At 65.1% G+C, this 21,635-nt stretch carries 19 protein-coding genes and 1 other RNA gene; 6 read left to right on the forward strand and 14 right to left on the reverse strand.

Annotated elements, in window-relative coordinates; translation table 11 throughout:
* Positions 1–32: 32 nt before the first annotated feature.
* The 3 genes from IVA79_RS18035 to rsmH are packed head-to-tail and all read right to left on the reverse strand — an operon-like array spanning position 33 to position 3,157.
* Positions 33–1,775: a penicillin-binding protein 2 gene (locus IVA79_RS18035; RefSeq protein WP_247555012.1), complete on the reverse strand. Its 1,743-nt coding sequence runs from the start codon at positions 1,773–1,775 to the stop codon at positions 33–35.
* The gene (locus IVA79_RS18040) at positions 1,772–2,164 is read right to left on the reverse strand and encodes a hypothetical protein (RefSeq protein ID WP_247555014.1); all 393 of its coding nucleotides are present in this window, start codon (positions 2,162–2,164) and stop codon (positions 1,772–1,774) included. The genes IVA79_RS18035 and IVA79_RS18040 overlap by 4 nt, the downstream gene beginning before the upstream one ends.
* A gap of 3 nt (positions 2,165–2,167) precedes the next feature.
* On the reverse strand, positions 2,168–3,157 hold the full coding sequence (gene rsmH, locus IVA79_RS18045; protein WP_247555018.1) for a 16S rRNA (cytosine(1402)-N(4))-methyltransferase RsmH: 990 nt from the start codon (positions 3,155–3,157) through the stop codon (positions 2,168–2,170).
* Between the two features lie 526 nt (positions 3,158–3,683).
* Here rsmH and IVA79_RS18050 point away from each other — a divergent pair.
* Positions 3,684–4,466, forward strand: coding sequence for an N-acetylmuramoyl-L-alanine amidase (locus IVA79_RS18050; protein WP_247555019.1), 783 nt, complete (start codon positions 3,684–3,686; stop codon positions 4,464–4,466).
* A 116-nt stretch (positions 4,467–4,582) separates the two neighbouring features.
* On the opposite strand, the gene IVA79_RS18055 is transcribed toward IVA79_RS18050, so the two are convergent.
* Both IVA79_RS18055 and IVA79_RS18060 read right to left on the reverse strand, forming a co-directional pair.
* The gene (locus IVA79_RS18055) at positions 4,583–5,809 is read right to left on the reverse strand and encodes an RNA polymerase sigma factor (protein WP_247555020.1); all 1,227 of its coding nucleotides are present in this window, start codon (positions 5,807–5,809) and stop codon (positions 4,583–4,585) included.
* Between the two features lie 22 nt (positions 5,810–5,831).
* Positions 5,832–6,185 carry a YciI family protein gene (locus tag IVA79_RS18060; protein ID WP_247555022.1) on the reverse strand — a complete coding sequence of 118 codons (354 nt, stop codon included), beginning with the start codon at positions 6,183–6,185 and terminating at the stop codon, positions 5,832–5,834.
* Between the two features lie 150 nt (positions 6,186–6,335).
* Between IVA79_RS18060 and rnpB the strand changes: the two genes are divergently transcribed.
* An RNA gene (rnpB, locus tag IVA79_RS18065) (RNase P RNA component class A) lies at positions 6,336–6,753 on the forward strand.
* A gap of 89 nt (positions 6,754–6,842) precedes the next feature.
* Here the strand turns inward: rnpB and IVA79_RS18070 are convergent.
* Together IVA79_RS18070 and IVA79_RS18075 are read right to left on the reverse strand one after the other, a co-directional pair.
* On the reverse strand, positions 6,843–7,556 hold the full coding sequence (locus tag IVA79_RS18070) for an alpha/beta hydrolase (RefSeq protein WP_247555026.1): 714 nt from the start codon (positions 7,554–7,556) through the stop codon (positions 6,843–6,845).
* A gap of 73 nt (positions 7,557–7,629) precedes the next feature.
* Entirely contained in the window at positions 7,630–8,070 is a 441-nt protein-coding gene (locus IVA79_RS18075; RefSeq protein WP_247555028.1) for a DUF983 domain-containing protein, read from the reverse strand.
* A 79-nt stretch (positions 8,071–8,149) separates the two neighbouring features.
* Here IVA79_RS18075 and IVA79_RS18080 point away from each other — a divergent pair, with 79 nt between their 5' ends.
* Both IVA79_RS18080 and IVA79_RS18085 read left to right on the forward strand, forming a co-directional pair.
* Positions 8,150–9,520 carry a PLP-dependent aminotransferase family protein gene (locus IVA79_RS18080; protein ID WP_247555030.1) on the forward strand — a complete coding sequence of 457 codons (1,371 nt, stop codon included), beginning with the start codon at positions 8,150–8,152 and terminating at the stop codon, positions 9,518–9,520.
* Positions 9,521–9,687: 167 nt separating this feature from the next.
* The gene (locus tag IVA79_RS18085) at positions 9,688–10,431 is read left to right on the forward strand and encodes a sulfite exporter TauE/SafE family protein (protein ID WP_247555032.1); all 744 of its coding nucleotides are present in this window, start codon (positions 9,688–9,690) and stop codon (positions 10,429–10,431) included.
* 3 nt (positions 10,432–10,434) lie between these two features.
* Here the strand turns inward: IVA79_RS18085 and IVA79_RS18090 are convergent, their stop codons facing one another.
* The 5 genes from IVA79_RS18090 to IVA79_RS18110 all read right to left on the reverse strand — a co-directional run bounded on the left by IVA79_RS18090 (position 10,435) and on the right by IVA79_RS18110 (position 18,455).
* Complete coding sequence (locus tag IVA79_RS18090) at positions 10,435–11,694, reverse strand: O-antigen ligase family protein (protein WP_247555034.1); 1,260 nt, start codon at positions 11,692–11,694, stop codon at positions 10,435–10,437.
* A 73-nt stretch (positions 11,695–11,767) separates the two neighbouring features.
* Positions 11,768–13,174, reverse strand: coding sequence for an MATE family efflux transporter (locus tag IVA79_RS18095; protein WP_247555035.1), 1,407 nt, complete (start codon positions 13,172–13,174; stop codon positions 11,768–11,770).
* 55 nt (positions 13,175–13,229) lie between these two features.
* Positions 13,230–15,029, reverse strand: coding sequence for an ABC transporter ATP-binding protein (locus IVA79_RS18100; protein ID WP_247555037.1), 1,800 nt, complete (start codon positions 15,027–15,029; stop codon positions 13,230–13,232).
* A gap of 336 nt (positions 15,030–15,365) precedes the next feature.
* Positions 15,366–16,949 (reverse strand): DHA2 family efflux MFS transporter permease subunit, encoded by a 1,584-nt coding sequence (locus IVA79_RS18105; RefSeq protein ID WP_247555039.1) that lies wholly within the window; start codon positions 16,947–16,949, stop codon positions 15,366–15,368.
* 204 nt (positions 16,950–17,153) lie between these two features.
* On the reverse strand, positions 17,154–18,455 hold the full coding sequence (locus tag IVA79_RS18110) for an HlyD family secretion protein (protein ID WP_247555040.1): 1,302 nt from the start codon (positions 18,453–18,455) through the stop codon (positions 17,154–17,156).
* Positions 18,456–18,649: 194 nt separating this feature from the next.
* On the opposite strand from IVA79_RS18110, the gene IVA79_RS18115 reads away from it, so the two are divergent.
* Positions 18,650–19,285, forward strand: a complete 636-nt coding sequence (locus tag IVA79_RS18115; protein WP_247555042.1) for a TetR/AcrR family transcriptional regulator — start codon at positions 18,650–18,652, stop codon at positions 19,283–19,285.
* A 54-nt stretch (positions 19,286–19,339) separates the two neighbouring features.
* Positions 19,340–19,681: a DUF6665 family protein gene (locus IVA79_RS18120; protein ID WP_247555045.1), complete on the forward strand. Its 342-nt coding sequence runs from the start codon at positions 19,340–19,342 to the stop codon at positions 19,679–19,681.
* A gap of 15 nt (positions 19,682–19,696) precedes the next feature.
* Here IVA79_RS18120 and IVA79_RS18125 read toward each other — a convergent pair whose 3' ends face one another.
* Complete coding sequence (locus IVA79_RS18125) at positions 19,697–20,425, reverse strand: Crp/Fnr family transcriptional regulator (RefSeq protein ID WP_247555047.1); 729 nt, start codon at positions 20,423–20,425, stop codon at positions 19,697–19,699.
* 196 nt (positions 20,426–20,621) lie between these two features.
* Positions 20,622–21,632, reverse strand: a complete 1,011-nt coding sequence (locus tag IVA79_RS18130) for an aliphatic sulfonate ABC transporter substrate-binding protein (protein WP_247555049.1) — start codon at positions 21,630–21,632, stop codon at positions 20,622–20,624.
* Between the last annotated feature and the right edge of the window lie 3 nt (positions 21,633–21,635).

The raw sequence follows: 21,635 nt of genomic DNA on the forward strand, positions 1-21,635 counted from the left end.
GACTCAGCCGTGGCGATGGCCTACCCCGTTGATTACTGGGTTGTCCTGGATGCTGCAAGAATAAGGCGTTCCGCAGGCGGCAGGTCGAACCGTGGCTCGACGCCCAGAAGCGGCGCGATCCGCTCGATCACCTTGCCGCCGGTCGGCACCGCGTTCCAGCCCGAGGTGATGAAACCCTTCGTTTCAGCAATCGCCTGCGGCTCGTCCAGCATGATCAGGATCTGATATTTGGGATCGTCGCAGGGCATGATCGCCGTGAAGGAATTGAGCACGCGCTTCTTGGCATATCGGCCGTTGATGACCTTTTCGGACGTGCCGGTCTTGCCGCCGACATAATAGCCCTTGATGTCCGCGGTCTTGGCGGTGCCGATCTCGGCGTTGAGCCGCATCAGGAACCGCATCTTGTCGCTGGTCTCCGGCTTGATGACGCGCTTGGCCATCGCCGCGGCCTCGGACTCGCTGCGCTTCATGAAGGTCGGCGGAATCAGATAGCCGCCGTTCACCAGCGCGTTGATGCCCATCACCGCCTGGAGCGGCGCCACCGACATGCCCTGGCCGAACGCGATGGTGACGGTGTTCAGCTCCCCCCAGCGTCGCGGCACCAGCGGCGCAGCGCTCTCCGGCAGTTCGGTGCGCAGCCGCGACAGCTGGCCCATCTTGGCGAGGAACGCCTTGTGTGCCTCCACGCCCTGGCTCAGCGCGATCCGCGCGGCGCCGATGTTCGACGAATAGGTGAACACCTCCTTGGTGTTGATGAAACGTCCGAGCGGGTGGCTGTCGTGGATGGTGAACTTGCCGTAGTGCAGGTTTCCGCGCGCGTCCCAAGACGTGTTCAAATTGATCTTTCCGGAATCGAGCGCCATCGCCAGCGTGAACGCCTTGAAGGTCGAGCCCATCTCGTAGACGCCGGTGGTCAGGCGGTTGATGCGGTCAGGGTCGTGCGCTTCCTTCGGATTGTTGGGGTCGAAATCCGGCAAGGACACCATCGCCACGACCTCGCCGGTCTTGACGTTGGAGATGATGCCGGACGCCGCCTTGGCGTGGAACTTCTCCTTGGCCTTCAACAGCTCGTCGCGCAGCGCATGCTCGACGCGCAGATCGATCGAAAGCTCGATCGGCTTTTGCAGCCGGTCGGTGGCAAAGCCAGCGCGGTGGAGATCGGCGAGGCCCTGATTGTCGAGCCATTTCTCCATGCCGGCGATGCCCTGGTTGTCGATGTTGACGAGACCGATGAGGTGGGCGACCTCGTTGCCGGTGGGATAGACGCGCTTGTTCTCGCGCAGGAAGCCGATGCCGGGAATGCCGAGCTTGTGAATGGCCTGCTGCTGCTTCGCCGTGACCTCGCGCTTGAGCCAGACGAAGCCCTTGCGCGTCCTCAGGCGCTCGCGCACCTCGGCCTCGTCGAGATCGGGCACGGTGGCGGTGAGAAGCTCGATCGCCTCGTCCTTGTCGATGATGCGGCGCGGCTCGCCGAAAAGGCTCGCCGCCTTGACGTCGGTCGCAAGGATGGCGCCGTTGCGGTCGACGATGTCGGGGCGCGCGGTCGCAACCACCTCCTGCGCCGCGGCGCGGCGTGCGCCATGAGCATCCGCGCCGATCGCGAACATCACGAGCCGGCCGCCGATCAGGGCGTAGATCGAGGCAAAGGCGAGCATGGCGAGGCCAACGCGCGCGCGCGCCTTGGCGGCGCGGTCGACATTGCGCCCGTAGAGCAGGCTGCGGATCAGCCGCTGGCGCCAGGGTTCTGCAGGTTTGGCCGGAGTCGCAGCGCTCATTGATTGTCCTCGGGCTGAGGCACGGAGCCCGTCACAGTGTCAGGATCGCTCGCGGCTTCGATCGTGTTGAGCATGGCTCCGATCGGATCGGGCTCGCCCGGCCTGAACATCCGCGGCGGGCGCTCCGGCAGATTCTTCAGCGAATCATATTGCGTGCCGTTGACCGGCTTGAGCTGCAGATGCCGATCGGACAGGCCCTGCAGCCGATGAGGCGCATCGAGCTTGGCCCATTCCGACCGCAGCGAAGCGATCGCGTCGCGCTGCTCGCGGATCTCCGCATGCAGCCGCAGCACCTTCTCGGTGCGCGCCGTGGAATCCATCTTGATCCGGTAGACATAGGCCGCCGCGAAGATCAGCGCGCCGATGACGAGGAGGTGGATGATGCGCATGCGCTAGCCGCCCCTCATCACGTCGGAGAGTTTTGGCCAGGACGACGGCTCGCCATCGTCATGCGCCGGGGCCGAGGTGCGCTCGGCTGCGCGCAGCTTCGCGGAGCGTGCGCGCGGATTTTGCGCGACTTCGTCTTCACCGGCGATGACAGGCCGCCGCGTCAGCAGCTGGAAGCTCGGCGGAATTTGCGCCACCTCCGGCAGATGCCGCGAGCCGCCGCCGGTCTTCGAACGCTCCGAGAGGAAATTCTTGACGATGCGATCTTCCAGCGAATGGAACGAGACCACGACGAGGCGGCCACCGGGCTTGAGCACGCGCTCGGCCGCAACGAGCGCGGTCTGCAGTTCATCGAGTTCTTCGTTGACGAAGATGCGCAGCGCCTGAAACGTCCGCGTCGCCGGATGGATGTCGCCGGGCTTGGAACGCACGATCCTGCCGATGAGATCGGCGAGCGCGCGTGTGGTCGTGAACGGGGTCTCCTGCCGGTCGGCCACGATGGCGCGGGCAATGCGGCGCGACTGCCGCTCCTCGCCGAGGAGATAGATGATGTCGGCAAGATCGCCTTCCGAGGCGCGGGCCACCACGTCGGCCGCAGTCGGCCCAGCCTGCCCCATCCGCATGTCGAGCGGGCCGTCGAGGCGGAAAGAGAAGCCGCGACCAGCCTGGTCGAGCTGCATCGAGGACACGCCGACGTCCATCACGACGCCGTCGACGCCATCGATTCCCTGTGCCGCGCAGATTTCGGCGAGGTTGGAGAAGCGGTCTTCGACCAGCGTCAGCCGGCCCGCCGAGCGTTCGACCAGTTGGGCGCCGCCCGCGATCGCGGTGCGGTCGCGGTCAATGGCGATGAGCCGGGTTCCCGGCACCTCCAGGATCGCACGGCTGTAGCCGCCGGCGCCGAAGGTGGCGTCGACATAGATGCCGCCCTCGCGCGGGGCGAGGTGCGCGATGGCCTCACGGCCAAGAACGGGGATGTGCGGAGCCGGGCTCATGCGCCACGCCGACCGAAGGTCCAGCCTGACGTCCAAGCGAGATCGGGGACGAACAAGCCCATAACGCCTCGAATCATTCCGCGTCGCGGCGGTTCCACGACCAAGCCCCAGTCCAGCATGGTTACCGAACCCGGTCGTCCCGGGCTGCAAACCCAGTGTTGCCAGTGGAATTTGTCGGGCAGCCATGGGATTTCGAGCCAAAATACGCTTTGGCCGCCTCCGGGCACGGGTCGGCTCTTCATCCCTCAGTAACGGCCCTTAGCGTTAAGAAAGCGTTGATCGGCTGCTTACAAGTCGAAAAGGTGCAGCGGCGGTGATGCTTCATCCACACACATGCGCCAAAATGCATCCGTTAACCGCACCGCGCGATTGCGCGCAATGGAGGGTAAAGGAATAGTAAAAAGAGAAGGGCTTGGCCCATTCTCGTTCAACTTGAGTTGTCATGCCGCCGTCCGGTTCGTCCACACCGTCTGGATCTGATTCAAAGCGCCAACGCGTTCTCCCGGTTCCCAAGGCCGCGGCGAACATGCGGACGTTTGAGCCTGACTCTTCGATCGTCTCCGACATCATCCCCTCGCCCAACCATGGCGAGCGCAACAAGGGCCGGCAGCCCGACATGATCGTGCTGCACTACACCGGCATGCCCGATGTCGAGGGTGCACTGGCTCGGCTGTGCACGGCCGGTTCCGAAGTCTCAGCGCACTACGTTGTGCTGGAGGACGGCCGCATCGTGCAATGCGTGCCCGAGACCAAGCGCGCCTGGCACGCCGGCGTCTCGTCCTGGGCCGGCGAGGACGACGTCAATTCCTGCTCGATCGGCATCGAGATCGTCAATCGCGGCCACGACTGGGGCTATCCGGAGTTTCCGCTGCGCCAGATCGCCGCCGTGATCGCGCTCTGCCGCGGTATCATGCTCCGCCGCAAGGTGCCGACCCACCGGGTGCTCGGCCATTCCGACGTCGCGCCCGCGCGCAAGAAGGACCCCGGCGAAAAGTTTCCGTGGCACTCACTGGCCAATTCCGGCGTCGGCCATTGGGTGACGCCCGCCCCGATCGTGCGCGGCGAGACTCTGATGCTCGGCACCATCAGTGACGAGGTGCGGGGTTTTCAACAGGCGCTCGCCAGATACGGCTATGGTGTGCCGCTGACCGGCAAATACGACGCTGCGACCATGGAAGTCGTCACGGCCTTCCAGCGCCATTTCCGCCCGGCACGGCTGGATGGTGTCGCGGACCATTCGACGCTGTCCACGCTCCAGGCGCTGCTGGCGAGCCTGCCGACGGAAGGGACGACCGTCGCGTCGAAGTGACGGCGCCAACCGCGTACTCCGCCGTCATTGCGAGGAGCCCTTGCGACGAAGCAAACCATCTCCGCGGTGACAGTCTGGATTGCTTCGCTGCGCTCGCAATGACGGAGGATGCGCGCCTACTCCATCTCCTTCATCCGACGCGCATAGAGCCGCCGCAGCGGCTCCAGCTGCGTCGCCTCCGTCGCTGCCTGATACGCCTCGCGCGCTTCGTCCTTGCGCCCCATTCGCCGCAACAGATCCGCGCGCACTGCGGGCAGCAACTCGTAGCCGCGGAGCCCGCCTCGGGCGCCGATCGCATCGACGAGATCGAGCGCACGCGCCGGCCCATCGACCATCGACACGGCGGCAGCGTGGTTGAGCTCGATTACCGGAGAGGGACCGATGCGCAGCAACACCTCGTACAGCCCGGCGATCTGCGGCCAGTCGGTCTGCTCGAAGCTCAGTGCACGCGCGTGCAGCGCGGCAATCGCGGCCTGCACGGCATAAGGCTGCGGCCGGCCAGGGACGCGCAGCGCATCGTCGACCAGACGCAGGCCCTCCTCGATCTGCGCGCGATCCCACAGCGAACGGTCCTGCTCTTCGAGCAGCACGATATCGCCGGCCGTCGTCTCGCGCCCGGCGCGGCGGGCATCGTGCAGCAGCATCAAGGCCAGCAGGCCCTTGATGCCGGCGCGATCCGGCATCAGCCGGTCGAGCAAGCGGCCGAGCCGGATGGCCTCAGCCGCAAGATCGGGCCGCATCAGATCCGCGCCAGCGGTCGCGACGTAGCCCTCGGTGAAGACGAGATAGATCACAGCGAGCACGCCATCGAGCCGCGGCGCCAGCGCGTCGCGCTCGGGCACCTCATAGGGGATACCGGCGAGGCGGATCTTCTGCTTGGCGCGGACGAGCCGCTGCGCCATTGCCTCCTCACTGAGGAGAAAGGCGCGCGCGACCTGCGTGGTCGACATCCCGCAGACCGTGCGCAGCGTCAGCGCGACCTGGACCTCGGCTGCGAACGCCGGATGGCAACAGGTAAAAACCAGCCGCAGCATGTCGTCGTCGAGTATCGAGGGTGCTGCCGTTTGCGTGTTCAGCTCGAGCTCGTGCACGAGCGCCTGCTGCTTGCCGCGGAAGATCGCCTGGCGCCTGACACGGTCGATCGCCTTGTGCTTGGCGACATTGACTAGCCAGGCGCGCGGATTGTCGGGCAGACCGGACGCCGACCAGCGTTCGAGCGCAACCGCAAAGGCGTCCTGGAGCGCGTCCTCGGCAAGATCGAAATCGCCGACGAGGCGGATCAGCGTGGCCAGCGCCCGCCCCGCCTCGTCGCGAAAGATCGTGTCGATCCCGCCTGGATTCATGCGTCGATGCGCGGTCGGGCCGTCACTTCTCGTAGACCCAGATCGGACGCACCTCGATCGAGCCGATGCGCGCGCTGGGGATCCGCGCCGCGATCTCGATCGCGGCATTGAGATCCTTGGCCTCGATGAGATAATAGCCGCCGAGCTGCTCGCGCGTTTCCGCGAACGGTCCGTCGGTCGTCAGCGTCTTGCCGTCGCGCACGCGCACCGTTGTCGCGGTCGTGGTCGGCTGCAAGCGATCGCCGGCCTTGAAGTTGCCACTCTGGACGATGGACTGGGTGAAGGTCTGATATTCCGCCGTCATCTGCTGGCCGGCCGCCGGACGCATGTTGGCGTACTCGGCTTCGTTCTGGTAGATCATCAGCAAATACTGCATCGCTTAACTCCTGTTGCACGGCTGGATCGCCGACACTCAGTCGAACGGGGCACGCTCCAAACGACATCTTCAGGATAAATTATTTCGGGCGCAGCGGGCACGGCGATCTCGGCTTGACGGAACCGTCACAAATGCTCCATGCGTATGGCGTCAGTCGGCCGGACGGCCGCTCCGGCAGGTGCCGAAAGGCCGCCGGGGAGGAAAGTCCGGGCTCCCTTGACATGCGGTGCCGGATAACGTCCGGCGGGGGTGACCCCAGGGAAAGTGCCACAGAGAACGAACCGCTTCCTCCTCGGAGGAAGTAAGGGTGAAAAGGTGCGGTAAGAGCGCACCGCGGCTGCGGCAACGGAGCCGGCATGGCAAACCCCACCGGGAGCAAAACCGAATAGGGACGGCGCAGCGGGCTGTTCGCTTTGAGTGATAACGCCGCGGGGCGATGTCAGGCCCGCCGTCCGGGTAGGTTGCTCGAGGCCATGTGCAAACATGGTCCCAGAGGAATGGCCGTCACGTATCGTTCGCGCAAGCGGGCGGTGCCCTACAGAACCTGGCTTACAGGCCGGCTGATATCTTGCAACGAGGGGTTCGGTGCTCACCGCATCGGACCCCTCACCATTTTCACCGGTGTCATGCCGGAGTGAGCGCAGCGAGAGCTGCGAACTAAGCGACGATCTCTTGCAGAGTCTGCATCAGCGTCTCCGGCGCCGTCACATTCGGTGCATGACTGGCGTCGAGCTCGAAATAGCGCCAACCCTCCTCGCTGTTCGCCCGGGTCGCAAACTGCCCGAACACATCGCCCGGTGGAATGCGCGTGCAATAAATGTAGCTGCGCGGCATCGACGGCTCGCCATGCGCGAGCCTCAGCTTCGTCTCGAAGCACCTGATCGGCATGTCGACCCGGCGCGCATTGAGCCAGTCGAGATCAGCTTGCGGCGTATCCGGTGGCGGCGGGTTCGGCGGAACACGATAGCCGTCGCCGGAGCTTGCGGCTTTGCGCATCGGCTCGCGCCCACCCTCGTGGATATCGAACAACGACTGGCCATCGCGCGGCACGAAGGCGTCCAGATAGATCAGTTGCGTCACGCGCTCGCGGGCGCGATCGGCGACGCCGGTCGCGACCATGCCGCCATAGCTGTGGCCGAGTAGCACGATGTCGTTCAGATCTTCGAAGGCGATGACGTTGAGGATGTCCTGGATATGCGTCTCGAGGTCGATCGCCGGGCTGGCGAGATGCGCACGTTCGCCGAGCCCGGTATAGGTCGGCGCCACCAGGCGGTGACCGGCCTCAGCCATCAACGGATGCATCTTCTTCCAGGCCCACCCGGCGGACCAGGCGCCATGACAGAGCAGAAAAGTCTTCGCGCGCGAGGCCATCGGCGTTTCCATCGTTCTTGCTTGATCCGATGGAGTGTAACGGCGGGCTGCGCGATGTAAACGCTGCGGCCGCTCAGGCCGCGCGCGTATCCGCCTTCACCAGCACCGGCGCAAGCTCATCGGCCTCGCGCCGCAGCTTGCTCGCGTCGAAACCGTGCATGCCGAGCTGCCATTGCAGCCCGACGATGGCGCCCTTGGTCGGCTGCAGCAGCGCAAGCGAAGCGAACAGCGTCACCGGTAGCCACATCGCGAGCTGCAGCCACTCAGGCGGCGCATAGGCGGTCTCGACCGCGAGGATCGCCGGCACCACGAGATGGCCGACCACGACCATGACGAGATAAGCCGGAAAGTCGTCTGCGCGCTGGTGAAACAGCTCCTCGCCGCAATGGTCGCAAGCCTCCGTCACTTTCAGGAAGCGGCCGAACATGTGCCCTTCCCCGCAATTCGGACATTTGCCGCAGAAGCCGCGCCACATCGCCTTTGCCAGTGAGACCGTCGCCAGAGAGACCGCCATGACCACACCTCTTCCTTTCCAACGATCCATACAATATTATCTTGCATCCATACATTCAAACGATACGGGCCAAAATTGCATGGATTGGACCCCTACAATCTCGGAGCTCTCGGGCCCCCGCTACCAGCGTATCGTCGAGGCCATGGAGGCGGACATCGCCGCTGGAAGGCTGGTGCGCGGCCAGCAGCTGCCGACGCAGCGCGCGCTGGCAAAGGCGCTTGGCATCGACCTCACCACGGTGACGCGCGCCTACACCGAGGCGAGACGCCGCGGCATCATGGAAGCGCGCGTCGGACAGGGCTCATTCGTGTCGGAGACCAGCGCGCGCCGCGCGATCGACCTGCCGCATCCGGTCGCGATCGATCTTTCGATGAACGTGCCGCCGCATCCGCTGGAGGCGCAGCTCGACGAGCGCATCATCGCCGGGATGGAAGCCCTCCGCGCGCAATCGGGCCTGACGGCCTATCTCAACTATCAGCCGCCCGGCGGCAGCGCACATGAGCGCGAAGTCGCCGCGCGCTGGATGCGTTCACGGGTGCCGCACGCGCAGGCCGACAAGCTCGTGGTGTTTCCTGGCGCGCAGACGATCCTGTTCAACCTGCTCGCGCACCTTGCGAGGCCTGGTGATATCGTGCTGACGGAGGCGCTGACATTTCCCGGCATCAAGGCCGCAGCCGTGCGGCTCGGCATCAAGCTCGTGGGCGTCGCCATGGATGATGGCGGCATCCTGCCCGATGCGCTGGCAAAGGCCTGCCGCGTGCACCGGCCGAGGGCCATCTATCTCATTCCGACGCTGCACAATCCGACCACCGCCACGTTGTCCCCCGAGCGGCGCAGCGCCGTCGCAAGGATCATCCGCGATGCCGACACGATCTTGATCGAGGACGACGCCTACGGCCTGCTCGACCGCTCGGCATCGCCGATCGCGGGCCTCATTCCGGAGCGGACTTATCTTGCGACCACGCTGTCAAAGTGCATCGCGCCGGCGCTGCGCGTTGCCTATCTGGTGACGCCCGATAGCGACGCGCAGCGTGAGATGCGGACGTCCTTGCAGGCGACCGTGCAGATGCCGGCACCCCTGATGGTCGCGCTGGTGACGCATTGGATCGAAAGCGGCATTGCCGATCGCATCATCACCGCCATCCGCAGCGAGGCGGTCGGACGTCAACAGCTCGCGCAACGCGCGCTGAAGGGCTTCCAATTCCTGGCCAAGCCCGCCGCGCATCATCTCTGGCTGCGGCTGCCCGAGGGCCGGCCCGATGTCTCAGCACATCTCCTGCGCAATGGCCTTGCAGTCGTCGCCGGCGATGCCTTCACAGTCGATGGGGCACCGTCGCATGCCGCACGCGTCTCGCTGGGGGCGGCCCGGAACAGATCGGAACTGACGGAAGCGCTGCGTATCCTGGTCGGCGCGCTGCGCGAGCCCGCCGACACCAGGCAGATCGTCTAGATCATCGACGATGACGGCGATGGCCGGAGCGCACGGCCGGCGCCGCGGATAGGCCTGCGACGCATAGGCATCATCAGGCGCATGGATTGACCTGCCCGGCAGCAAGCGTGTTATGCGGGCGACGGCGATCAACACTTCGGGATCGCCCCGGCGAAGAGGACGATCTGTTGGAAACACTCACCTACGCCCTGCTGCTGTTCGGCGCGCTGGCCGGGGGCTTCGTCTCGGGGCTGGCCGGATTCGGCACGGCGCTGATGGCGCTCGGCATCTGGCTTTACGTGCTGCCGCCCTCGCTCGCGGTGCCGCTGGTGCTGATCTGCTCCGTGATCGCGCAGACCTCGACACTGCCCTCGATGTGGAAGAGTTTTGATCTCTCGCTAGTGTGGCCGTTTCTCATCGGCGGGTTGATCGGCGTGCCGCTAGGAACCACGCTGGTCGCCTCGGCCGATCCCAAAGTGTTCAAGCTGAGCGTCGGGGTTTTGATTCTGATCTTCTCGAGCGCGCTCTATCTGAACAAGAAGCCGCTTGCCTTCAAGTTCGGCGGCCGCGTCGCCGACGGCGCGATCGGCTTTGCCGGCGGCATATTGGGCGGCCTCGCCGGACTGTCGGGACCGCTGCCGATCCTGTGGGCCAACATCCGCGGCTGGAACAAGCACGAACGGCGCGGCATCTTCCAGCTCTTCAATTTCACGGTGCTCGCCACCGCGCTGGTGCTGCAGACCGCATCGGGTCTCGTCGAGCTCAAGGTGGTCTGGCTCGCGCTGGTCGCCTTTCCAGGCACCTTGATCGGCGCCTGGGCCGGCGCGCGCGTCTATCACGCCCTCAACGACAAGCATTTTGGCGATGTCGTGCTCGGCCTGTTGTTCCTGTCGGGCCTGACCCTCGTCTGGAACAGTCTCGGCGCGCTCTAGCTCTTACGCTCTCCTGGCGAGCGCCATGCCGCCGGCGACACCGACGCCGAGCACATAGATCCAGCCCTCGACGAAATCGAACAAATGCGAGTTGAACAGCGAGGACAGCATGTTCTGCGCGACGACCAGAAGGCCGATCCAGGAGGCCAAACCCTCGCCGCGAAACAGCGACAGATGCGCGAACCAGAGCGCGTAGAGGACCGCAACGCCGAGCGCGCCCCACTGCACGGCAACATTGAGAGTCTGGTTGTGGGGATCACCGACGATCTCCGATCGAATCCCGCTCTCGCCGGCGGCGGCGCGCTCGAACAGGCCGCGGGTCGCGCCGGTGCCGTGGCCGAGCAACGGCGCAGCTGCCGCGAACGTGACCGATTTGCGCCAGAACTCCAGCCGGGAGCCCATGCCGCTGACGTCGTTGCCGACGATACTGACGTCATAGTCACCGCTGAACTTGGCCACCGTCGCGCGCAGATGCGGCGAGACGTTCCAGAGCAGCAGAGCCGATAGCGCCATCGCGCTCGTGACGAGCAGCGCCATACGTCGGCGCAGATGCAGGACTGCGAACATCAGAATCAGGATCGGCAGGGTCACCAGCGCCGTGCGCGAAACCACGACGAAGATCATGTTGGCGAGGAATCCGATCGCGAGTGCCGCGAACAGCACCGCTATCCCGACGCGGCGTTGTCGCAGCAGCAATACGATCGGGTAGACCAGCGCGAGCGCACAGAGCGCGAATTCCTGGCTCTGGTTGATATAGTTGCGCACCGCGATCCCGCTTTCGACCTTGTAAGGTCCGCGCGACAGATAGAGCTTCAGCGAGAGCGCCGGGTCGACGGCGACGGCGAAGGAATAGAGCATCAAGGCCGTGCAGGACACCAGGAACGCGGAAAACACCCAATGGCCGTAGGGCCATCGCTCGAATTGATAGATCAAGAGCGGGATCACCAGCAGCTTCGCTGCAGGCCCGATCGCATGGATTCGCTCCGGCCATGGCGCATCCGACCAGAACGTGCCGAGGGCGGCAAGCGCGACCAGCGCGATCGGCAGCAGGCAGATCGGGCGAAGCAGCGAACGCGGAAACTCGCGAAGATCGAGGAACGCGAACGCGATCAGCCAGGGGATGAGCGCGAAGATCAGTCCGGTCGTTGTCCACGGCAGCAGCAGCGCGATCAGCGCGACGAAGCGGGCCGGCGTGCGGTTGCGCGCCACCCAGATCGCCGAGAGCCATGACGCCCCCTGCTGTTCGTTCGTCACTCCCGTCATTGGCCCTTCTGCAGCCCATCATCCACACCGCCCGGCAAGTTAGCCGGAGCAGTCAGGATGGAACAAGCTGTCGTTACGCAGGCTCGCGGGCGAGTGGCGCAATGGGTTCGGAGCTCTCCTGCTCCGGGGCCGTCTCCTTCGGCGCCAATGTCAGGCGCTTCCTGAATTCGCGGCGCAGCAGCCACAGGCTCAGGCCCGCCTGCAACATTGTCGCCGCAACCGAGAGGTACCAGACGTACTCGATGCGAAAGCCCGGCCGCGTCGAAAGCCAGATCGCCGGCAGGGAATAGGTGAACAGGCGCGTCGCCGAGCTCAAAAGCGCCGGCCTGGTGTTGCCGAGGGCCTGGAACATGCTCGAGCAGGTGAAGATCAGCCCCTGCGCGACCATGTTGAGCGAGATGATCCGCAGGAACAGATAGGCGATCTCCATGGTCTCGCGGTCGTTCGAGAATCCGCCGAGCAGCAGCTCCGGCTTCACCTGCACGAGAATCATGAAGCCGGCCATCACGATCGTGACGATCAAAGCGGCCTTGACGAACGTTTCCCGCACGCGCGCAGCGTTGGCTGCGCCGACGTTCTGGCCGGCGATCGGCCCGGCCGCCAGCCCGACCGCAAGCGCGGGCATGTTGATCAGGCCGAGCACGCGCTGCCCGATGCCGAAGCCCGCCTGCGCCGCCGCGCCGAAATCGCGCAGCACGTAATAGACCACCGCCATGAAGATGAACATCATCAGGAACTCGCCGCCGGCCGGCAGGCCGACATCGAGGATTCGCTTCAGATGGTGCGCCTGCGGACGCCACTGCGCCGGATTGAAGGCGACATAGCGCTCGACCTTGCGGAAATACGCCAGCAGCATCAGCAAGCCGATAGCCACCGCGATCGAGCTCGCCAACCCCGCGCCGGCAACGCCGAGCGCGTAACCGGTGCCCCAGCCCGAGATTAGCACCGGCGCCAGCACGATGTTGATCACGACCGCGAGCACCCGCACGAACATCGCGGCGGCGACGATGCCGGTCGCACGCAGCGCGGATGCCAGCACTTGCATGGCGAATTCCAGCGCTAGCGCCGGCATGAACCACAGCAGATAAGTCGTCCCCGCATCGATCGTGGCTTGGTCCGCCGCAACCGAGATCATGTAAAGGCGCGACATTGCTGCGCCCATGACCAGGGTCAACAATCCGAACAGCACCGACAGCACGATCGCCTGGTTGAAGACCAAGCTGGCATCTGACCGATCCTTGCGTCCCACGGCATGCGCGATCAGCGCCACCGTGCCGACGCCGAGCACCTGCATCAGCCCGTTGACGAGAAAGCCGGCGTTGCCCGCCGCGGCAACACCCGCGACGGCGGCATCGCCCAGGCCCGACACGAAGTAGAGGTCGACCAGCTGGCAGATCATGATCGTGACCATGCTGGCCATGATCGGAGGTGCCATGGCCAGGATGTGTCTCACGATGGAGCCGTTCGTCAGGTCTTTCATGTCTTCCCCCTTGGGCGCTTGGCGGCGGAACGTTCGCCCCGCCGTCCCGCGCGCCTCATTCCGCTGCTGCGATATGTCCGAGCTCCACCACCTGGCGCTCGAACAGGCCGCGATAGATGCCGTCTCGCTTGCCTGCGAGCACGGCGTGGGTGCCCTGCTCGACGATCTCGCCGCGGTCGAACACCAGGATCCGATCGAGGCTCCTCACCGTCGACAGCCGGTGCGCGATCACGATCGAGGTGCGGCCCTTCATCAACCGCTCCATCGCCTGCTGGATCAGCGCCTCCGATTCCGAATCGAGGCTCGAGGTCGCCTCGTCCAGGATCAGCACCGGCGCGTCCGCCAGGAACGCGCGCGCCAGCGCCACGCGCTGCCGCTCGCCGCCCGACAGTTTCACGCCGCGCTCGCCGACCAGCGTGCCGTAGCCCTTCGGCAGACGCAGGATGAAGTCGTGCGCGTTGGCAAGCCGCGCCGCCTGCTCGATCGCCTCCAGGCTGGCGCCGGGCCGGCCATAGGCGATGTTCTCGGCGAGCGAGCGGTGAAACAGGATCGGATCCTGCTGCACGATCGCGATCTGGCCGCGCAGCGATTGCTGCGTGGTCTGCGCGATGTCCTGCCCGTCGATCAGCACGCGGCCGCCGTTGACGTCGTAAAGCCGCTGCACCAGCTTGACGAAGGTGGTCTTGCCGGAGCCGGAGCGTCCGACGAGGCCCACACGTTCGCCGGCCCGGATCGTCACCGACAGCCCGTCATAGAGCGGGGCGCGATGGCCGCCATAGTGGAACGTGACATCATCGAACACGATCTCGCCGCCCTCGATCGCGATCGCCCGCGCGTCGAACGCATCGGCAATCCCGATCGGCTCGTCATGGATCGCCACCAACTCGTCCATGTCGTTGACCGAGCGCTGGAGGTTGTTGATGTGCATGCCGACGTCGCGCAAATAGGCGTGGATGACGTAATAGCTCGTCAGCACATAGGTGACGTCGCCGGGCGAGGCGTGACCTGACATCCACAGCAGCACCGAGCCCCCGATCACGGAGGCGCGCAGGCACAACAGCAAGGACAGTTGCGACATCGCCGTGTAATTGTAGCGATACCAGGTCCGCCGCACGCGCACGCGCCAGCGGCTGATGACGCGGGCAAGCCGCGCATCCTCGCGCCCTTCCGCGCCGAACGACTTCACCACGGCATTGCAGGTCAGCGCGTCCGCCAGCGTGCCTCCGACCTTGGTGTCCCAGGCATTGGAGATTCGCGCGGCCGGCGCGATGTAGCGGGTCGAGAACACGACCGTGATGGCGACGTAGAAGATCGCCCCGATCGCTATCACGAGGCCCAGCGAGGCCCAGTGCACGCCGATCAGGATCATCGAGCCGACCAGCACCAGCAGCGAGGGCGCCAGCGCCATCAGGATGGTGTCGTTGAGCAGGTCGAGCGCCCACATGCCACGGGTGATCTTGCGCACCGTGGAGCCTGCAAAGGAGTTCGCGTGCCAATCCGTCGAGAAGCGCTGCACGCGCGTGAATGCGTCCTGCGCGACCTCCGACATGATCTTCAGCGTGAACGGCACGATCGCTTGAAGGCCGATCAGCCGCAGCACCATCGAGGCCGCGCCGAGCCCCACGATGGCACCGAATGCCACCAGCGCCGCGTGACGCGCGTCGGGATCGGACGGGCCGCGCGTCAGCGCATCGACCAGATGTCCTGAGAAAACCGGCATGAACAGGTCGGCGATGGTCGCACCCAGCAGGCCGCCGGCCACGACGAGGCCGCGCCCGGGCTGCTTCAGCCAGTGCCGGAACACGAAGGGCAGCACCACGCGAATTGCGGCGGGTTTCTTGGACAGAGCGGTCATGACATCATCCGGCCGCTCGCGCGGGCCGGCTCCATCGATGGACGCAGGCCGGCCACGATGGCCGGAATGGCGTCACTCAAAACTGACTTTGACTTGGGAAGCGGGGCGATCGGGACGCTTGGACCAAACCCTGGCCCGATCGAAGCTGGCGGAAAGGACCTCTAGGAGGTCGCGCAGGTACCGAGCCAGACCATCATCGAGCGCGGGCGTGCGATCTGCGACTGCGACGAAATCATGCAAATCCCTCCCGGTTCGATTGAATGAGGTGCGCTTTATAGATGTGCCGTTCGCGCTTTGCAACGGGGCCCGCGCAAGATCACGGATGAGTGTTGCAAATTAGTGCGCGTCGCCGCCACCGGTCATGGAGGCCGGCTTGTTCAGCAGCGTCACCAGCAGGCTGAGACCTAGATAGAACAGCGTCAGGATGAAGAAGGCGTCGCCGAAGCTCATCACCACGGCCTGGCGATGCACGAGCTGGGAGAGCTGCTTCATCGCCATCAGCGTGGAATCGCCGAGCCCCTGGAACTTCTGCATGAACATGGTCAGGGTTTCGGTCGCGCTCGCGTTGCCCCAGGTCACGCGCTCCTGCAGGCGGGTGATGTGCAAATCGGTGCGGTCGTTGAGCACGGTGTTGATGACGGCAAGGCCGACCGCGCCGCCGAGATTGCGCATCAGGTTGAACAGGCCCGAGGCGTTCTTCACCCTGTCGGGCGCCAGCGTGCCGAGTGCGATGTTGTTGGTCGGCACCATCGCGAACATCATGCCGATGCCGCGCAGTATCTGCGGCACGAGCAGCTCGTAGAAATCATAGTCGCGCGTGATCCACGTCATCTGGTAGGAGCCGATCGCGAACACGACGAGGCCGAACGCAATCATGTAGCGCATGTCAAGCTTCACCATGAGGCGGCCGACCAGCGGCGCGACCAGGAACATGGTGATGCCGGAGACGAACATGGTCTCGCCGATCATCAGCGCGCTGTAGCCGCGCACTTCGGCGAGATAGCGCGGATAGATGTAGGTCAGGCCGTAGAGGCCGATGCCGATGCAGAATTGCAGAAGGCAGCCGATCGCGAAGTTACGGTTGGAGAAGGTGCGTAAGTTGACGATGGGCTCGGCCGCCGTGAAGACGCGCCAGAAGAAGGCGATCGCCGAGATGGCGCAGATCCACGCGCAGATCGCCACGGAAGTATCCTGCATCCACTCGTGCAGCGGCCCTTCCTCCAGCACATATTCCAGCGTGCCGAGGAAGCCAGCCATGAATAAGAGGCCCCACCAATCGAAGCGGTCGAGCAGCTCGAAATGCGGTTCGTCGAAATCGACCAGCGCCAGCACGCCGATTGTGATGCCGATGCCGGGGACGACGTTGATGAAGAACAGCCAGTTCCACGACATCAGGTCGGTGATGTAGCCGCCGACCGTCGGACCGATCGTGGGAGCGAGCGTCGCGACAAGCCCGATGATGGGGCCGACGATGTGAAATTTCGATCGCGGGAAGACGGTATAGGCCGAGGCGAACACCGTCGGGATCATGCCGGCGCCGAGGAATCCCTGCAGCGCGCGCCAGAGGATCATCTCCTCGATGGTGGTGGCAAAGCCGCAGAGCAGGCTCGAGGCGGTGAAGCCGGCTGCCGAGATCGCGAACAGCAGCCGCGTGCCGAAGGCGCGCGACAGGAATCCCGACAGCGGAATGGCGATGACCTCGGCGATCAGATAGGCGGTCTGGACCCAGGCGACCTCGCTGGAGCTCGCCGAGAGCCCGGCCTGGATTTCGCTCAAGGAGGCCGAGACGATTTGGATGTCCAGGATCGACATGAACATCCCGAACACCATGATGATGAACGCGAACAGCCGCTTCGGCGCGATGCGCTCCGAAGCGGGATCCGCCGTCATGGCAGGTGAAGCGGTGGTGGCGTTGGCCATGATGTCAGGCCTGACACAAGCAAGCTGTGAGTTGGCTACACCTCTCCCGCTTGCGGGAGAGGTCGGCGCAAAGCGCCGGGTGAGGGCTCTCTCCGTCTAGGGATTCTCCCGTTGCGGAGACACCCTCTCCCCAGCCCTCTCCCGCAAGCGGGAGAGGGAGCGCACCTGCATTCGAGGCAGCGGCGCGGCTCATGTCACGAGATCCTACTGCGGGTGGATCGCGGTGGAATCGTCGAGGTCAACCTCGCTGTCGGCGTCGGCGGCGCCCTTGTTGGTGTCGACAGTCGCATAGACCGACATGCCGGCGCGGAGCAGGTTCTGCTTCGCCACCGACTTCGGCACGCGGATGCGGACCGGCACGCGCTGCACGATCTTGGTGAAGTTGCCGGTGGCGTTGTCGGGCGGCAGCAGCGTGAACACCGAACCGGCGCCGGCGGCGATGCTATCGACCACGCCGGAGAACTTGCGCATGCCGTAGGCATCGACTTTGATCGTTACCGGCTGGCCGGGACGGATACGCTTGAGCTGGGTTTCCTTGAAATTGGCGTCGATATAGACGTCGTCGAGCGGCACGACGTTGCCGAGCCGCTGGCCGACCGCGACGAAATCGCCGGTATTGACCAGGCGATTGGAGAACGTGCCGCCAACCGGAGCACGCACCGCGGTGAAGGCGAGGTCACGCTCGGCCTTGGCGAGCGTGGTCTTGAGCTCGGCGAGCTGGGCCTGCGCCTCGGCCTGCTGCGCCTTGGCGACGTCGACATTGCTGACGGCGACGTCGTAGGCGGCCTGCGCGGCCTTGACCGCGGCGGCGCCTTGGTCGCGTCCGGCTTCCGAGCTCTCGAACACGGCGCGCGAGGCAAAGCCCTTGGTGCTCAGCGCCTGCTGGCGGTCGTAATCGAGATCGGCCCGCTTGAGGCCCGCCTCGGCCGAGACGAGCTGTGCCTTGGCCTGCGCGACCTGGCTGTCGAGCGCGGCGACCTGGCGGCCGATGCGATCGATGGTGGCCTGCTGGGTCGCGATCTTGGTCGCGGCGGCATCGACCGCGATCTTGTAATCACCGTCGTCGATGCGCAGGACGATGTCGCCGGCCTTCACCGGCGTGTTGTCGCCGGCAAGGATCGAGGAAATGTGTCCCGAAACGCGCGCGCCCAGCATAGTGTTGTTGGCGCGGACATAGGCGTCATCGGTGGAGACGTAGAAGCGGCCGACCAGGGTGTAGTAGCCGGCATAGCTCGCGGCGGCGAGCGCGAGCATCAGGCCGACGCCCATCAGGACGAACTTGCGCTTGCCGGATTTGGCAGCGACGGCGGCTTGTGCGTCTGGCGCGGGTGCAGCCGGCTTGTCGGTCACGGGCTTCTCCGGCGCCTCACCGGTGCGGCGTTTGGCTTCCTCGCCCGCATGCGCGCGCAGAGGTGCAGAGCCCTCGCTCACAGCATCACCGCCCGCGTGCTCCTCCACCGCTTCCGGGCGAAGGACGCGCGCAGCCTGGTCTCTCGATACGGCCATCAAGGCCTCCCCAAAAAGGCGATCAAGGAGACGGCAGGCGTGCGGCCTGTTCCCCACTCGCTAATGTAATACCATTGACCGAACGGTTCGGTCAATATACTTATTGTTCCCGGCTGAACCCTACTGACGAGGACCCTTTATTCGGGTTTCATGGCCGCAGATTCGACTCGAAAACCTTCCGAGACCCTGAACCAATGGTTGTAGCCGGCAGCGAACATCTGCACGTCGTCCAAGAGGAGGACAGCTCCAAGCGCCGCCAGATCCTCGACGGAGCCCGCAAGGTGTTCATGGATCTCGGCTTTGACGGCGCCAGCATGGGCGAGATCGCGCGCGCGGCGCAGGTCTCCAAGGGCACGCTCTACGTCTACTTCGCCGACAAGGGCGCGCTGTTCGAAGCCATCATCGAAGAGGAGGCGCTCCAGCACGGCCAGGTCGTATTCAGTTTCGATCCCGCGCGCGATGCCGAGACCACGCTGAAGGAGTTCGGCCGGGCCTACATCCACCTGCTCTGCCGGCCCGGCGGCGGATCGGCGATCCGCACCGTGATGGCGATCGCCGAGCGCATGCCCGATGTCGGTCGCCGCTATTATGCGCGCGTGCTGGACAAGAGCATCAATCGCCTCTCCGACTATCTCAAAACGCGTGTCGCCTGCGGCGATCTCGAGATCGACGATTGCGGCCTTGCGGCGTCGCAGTTCATGGAACTGTGCAAGGCTTCACTCTTTCTGCCTTTCGTCTTCCAGGCCGCCCCCGCACCGTCGGAAGAGCGCATGACCGAAGTGGTCGACAGCGCGACGCGAATGTTCCTGGCGGCGTATAAGGCGAAGTGACGGCAAGCGGTCAGCGCGTTGCGCGGGCCGGTCCGGCCGCACTATATTGCGCTGATGTCTCGTGATCTTCGCCCGCCGGTCGATATCCTCCATTATGAGATCGTCCAGGAACAGGCCTCGGCGCTTGGACGGATGGGCCGCGCGCTCGAACAGGCGCTGGCGCGTTTGCGGGAGTTCGACGCCGCCCACGCCACCGCGGCAACTGGAGCCTCAATGCAGCCGGCCAGGCGCAAGCTGGTGATGGAAGCCGGCCAGGCACTCTGGATGTTCGTGGTGCAGCGTGAGGCGACCGGCTTGCGTGACAGCCGCCACATCATGCGCACCTACAACGTGCCGGGCGAGGTGCAGCGCTGCATGGGACTGGGCCCCGGACCGTCGAAGCGAGGCTCGTCCTGATCACCGCAGCGCGCGCTACTCGGTCACTTGCTTCCTCAAAGCCGCGAGATCGTTGACGACCATCTTGGTCGGACCGGTCGAGATGATGCCGTCGTCCTGGAGACGGTTGAGGATCAGGCTGATCGACTGGCGCGTCGCGCCGATCATGCGCGCGAGATTGGCCTGCGTGATGCGGCCGAGCGAAATGGGGCCGCTCTCGTCCTGCGCGGCATTCTCGGACAGTTTCACCAGCAGCAGCACCAGCCGTTCCGCGGCCTTCTGCCCTGCCAGCGTCTGGGCCAGCATCGAATAGGTCTCGCCCTTGAAGCCGAGACACTCGATCAGCGCAACTGCGAACGATGGCGACTGCGCGATCAGCCGGCGGATCGCATCCTGGTCGAGATGCAGCGCCTCGACCCGTCCGAGCGCGCGCGCCGACCAGCTATGCCGGTGATCGCCGAGAATGTAGGGGGCGCCCACGAAGTCACCGGTCTCCCAGGTCGCCAGCATCAACTCGCGCCCCTGCGTACCGGCATGGGTGCTTTCGACGATGCCGCTCAGAATGACGTGGATGCCATTGGCGGGCTCGCCTTCCCGCAGCAGATATTCGCGGTTCTGGTAAGTCGCCAACTTGCCGGTCCGCATCACCAGGTCCAGATCAGGCTTGTCCAACGCCTTCAGCACGTAACGTCCGGTCCCAGCCCGCTGAACCTCCGCGCACGGCTCACCTGGATCGGCGACCTCATGCGCATGACCGCGCCCCACGATCAGGCTCCCTTCGAGTGACCGCTCGAAGGCTAGGAGGTATCCGGCCGGATTGCAACGCGGCGTCAGGAACGGCAGCCGCAGCGGTGAACGCGCAGGCGAGGTCGGCGAGCAGGCGCTCCCGACCGGCCGGCGCCAAGAACGTTGCGCATGGTTGTCGGAAGTGCCGGCGCGACGAGTCCGCCGGCACAGGCCCTCAGCGGCCGATCACCTTCTCGATATAGGCCGGCTGGATGAAGGCCTCGAACTCGGCGCGCGGCAGCAATTTCGGCAGGCGCTCCTGCCTCACCAGAAAGTCGGCGGTCGCAACCAGCGTGTCGACGAATTTGCCCTTTTTCGCGCTTGTGCCGAGATACTCCTCCGTGAGCTGCTGGTTGCATGGGACCATGCCGGTGCCCTTCATCATCCGCGTCGCGTCGGCGAGCGGCAGCGACAGCTCCTCTGCAATGATTTCGGCCGTCTTCTCCGGGTTCTTCAGCCAGAAATCGATCCCCTCGCATTCGGCCTTGATGAACTTCTCAACATAGGACGGATATTTCTCCGCGAACGCGTTCATGACGACGCCGATGTCCCAGGTCGGGTAACCGCGCCTGGCCATGTCGCCCGAGGTGACGAGGATCTTGCCGCCGTTCTTCACGGCCTTGTCCAAATTCGGCTCCCAGAACCATGCAGCGTCGATGTCCCCGCGGAGCCAGGCGGCAGCGATGTCGGAAGGCGCAAGGTCGATGATCTTCATCGAGGCGGGTTCGACGCCTTCGTCCTTCAGCGCCTGGAGCAGCAGGTAATGTGTCGTCGAGCCGAAGGGGGCAGCCACCGTCTTGCCCTTCAGGTCCTTGAGCGAGGTTATGTTCTTGTCGCTGCGCACCACCATGGACTCGACATAGTCGAGCATATTGATCACCAGGATGCCCTTGATCGGCAGCGCGCGGGTAGCGCCGATTGCGGTCGGCGGATTGCCGAGACCGCCGAAGTCGACGTCATTGCCCGCGATCGCGCGCAGCATGTCGCCACCACCGCCGACTTTGACGTATTTGATGTCGACGCCCGGCATCTCCTTGGCGAGCAGGCCGAGATGCTTGGTGACCAGTTGCGCATTCACGAGGTTCAAGTAACCGACGGTCACCTTGGCCGGCTTGTCCTCGCCACGAGCGGTAGCCGTGAGCGCCAACGTAGCAAGTGCGAGCGTGGCAACAAGTCTCTTCATCATGTC

Source organism: Bradyrhizobium sp. 138 (assembly GCF_023074075.1).
In the GTDB taxonomy this organism is placed as follows: Bacteria; Pseudomonadota; Alphaproteobacteria; order Rhizobiales; family Xanthobacteraceae; genus Bradyrhizobium.

What these genes read in the sequence shown, in the direction of transcription:
- IVA79_RS18100 (WP_247555037.1), bottom strand. Translation starts at nt 15,029, where the DNA reads ATGACCGCTCTGTCCAAGAAACCCGCCGCAATTCGCGTGGTGCTGCCC.
- IVA79_RS18115 (WP_247555042.1), top strand. Translation starts at nt 18,650, where the DNA reads ATGGTTGTAGCCGGCAGCGAACATCTGCACGTCGTCCAAGAGGAGGAC.
- IVA79_RS18050 (WP_247555019.1), top strand. Translation starts at nt 3,684, where the DNA reads ATGCGGACGTTTGAGCCTGACTCTTCGATCGTCTCCGACATCATCCCC.
- IVA79_RS18040 (WP_247555014.1), bottom strand. Translation starts at nt 2,164, where the DNA reads ATGCGCATCATCCACCTCCTCGTCATCGGCGCGCTGATCTTCGCGGCG.
- IVA79_RS18110 (WP_247555040.1), bottom strand. Translation starts at nt 18,455, where the DNA reads ATGGCCGTATCGAGAGACCAGGCTGCGCGCGTCCTTCGCCCGGAAGCG.
- IVA79_RS18120 (WP_247555045.1), top strand. Translation starts at nt 19,340, where the DNA reads ATGTCTCGTGATCTTCGCCCGCCGGTCGATATCCTCCATTATGAGATC.
- IVA79_RS18070 (WP_247555026.1), bottom strand. Translation starts at nt 7,556, where the DNA reads ATGGCCTCGCGCGCGAAGACTTTTCTGCTCTGTCATGGCGCCTGGTCC.
- IVA79_RS18095 (WP_247555035.1), bottom strand. Translation starts at nt 13,174, where the DNA reads ATGAAAGACCTGACGAACGGCTCCATCGTGAGACACATCCTGGCCATG.
- IVA79_RS18080 (WP_247555030.1), top strand. Translation starts at nt 8,150, where the DNA reads ATGGATTGGACCCCTACAATCTCGGAGCTCTCGGGCCCCCGCTACCAG.
- rsmH (WP_247555018.1), bottom strand. Translation starts at nt 3,157, where the DNA reads ATGAGCCCGGCTCCGCACATCCCCGTTCTTGGCCGTGAGGCCATCGCG.
- IVA79_RS18090 (WP_247555034.1), bottom strand. Translation starts at nt 11,694, where the DNA reads ATGACGGGAGTGACGAACGAACAGCAGGGGGCGTCATGGCTCTCGGCG.
- IVA79_RS18105 (WP_247555039.1), bottom strand. Translation starts at nt 16,949, where the DNA reads ATGGCCAACGCCACCACCGCTTCACCTGCCATGACGGCGGATCCCGCT.
- IVA79_RS18075 (WP_247555028.1), bottom strand. Translation starts at nt 8,070, where the DNA reads ATGGCGGTCTCTCTGGCGACGGTCTCACTGGCAAAGGCGATGTGGCGC.
- IVA79_RS18060 (WP_247555022.1), bottom strand. Translation starts at nt 6,185, where the DNA reads ATGCAGTATTTGCTGATGATCTACCAGAACGAAGCCGAGTACGCCAAC.
- IVA79_RS18035 (WP_247555012.1), bottom strand. Translation starts at nt 1,775, where the DNA reads ATGAGCGCTGCGACTCCGGCCAAACCTGCAGAACCCTGGCGCCAGCGG.
- IVA79_RS18130 (WP_247555049.1), bottom strand. Translation starts at nt 21,632, where the DNA reads ATGATGAAGAGACTTGTTGCCACGCTCGCACTTGCTACGTTGGCGCTC.
- IVA79_RS18055 (WP_247555020.1), bottom strand. Translation starts at nt 5,809, where the DNA reads ATGAATCCAGGCGGGATCGACACGATCTTTCGCGACGAGGCGGGGCGG.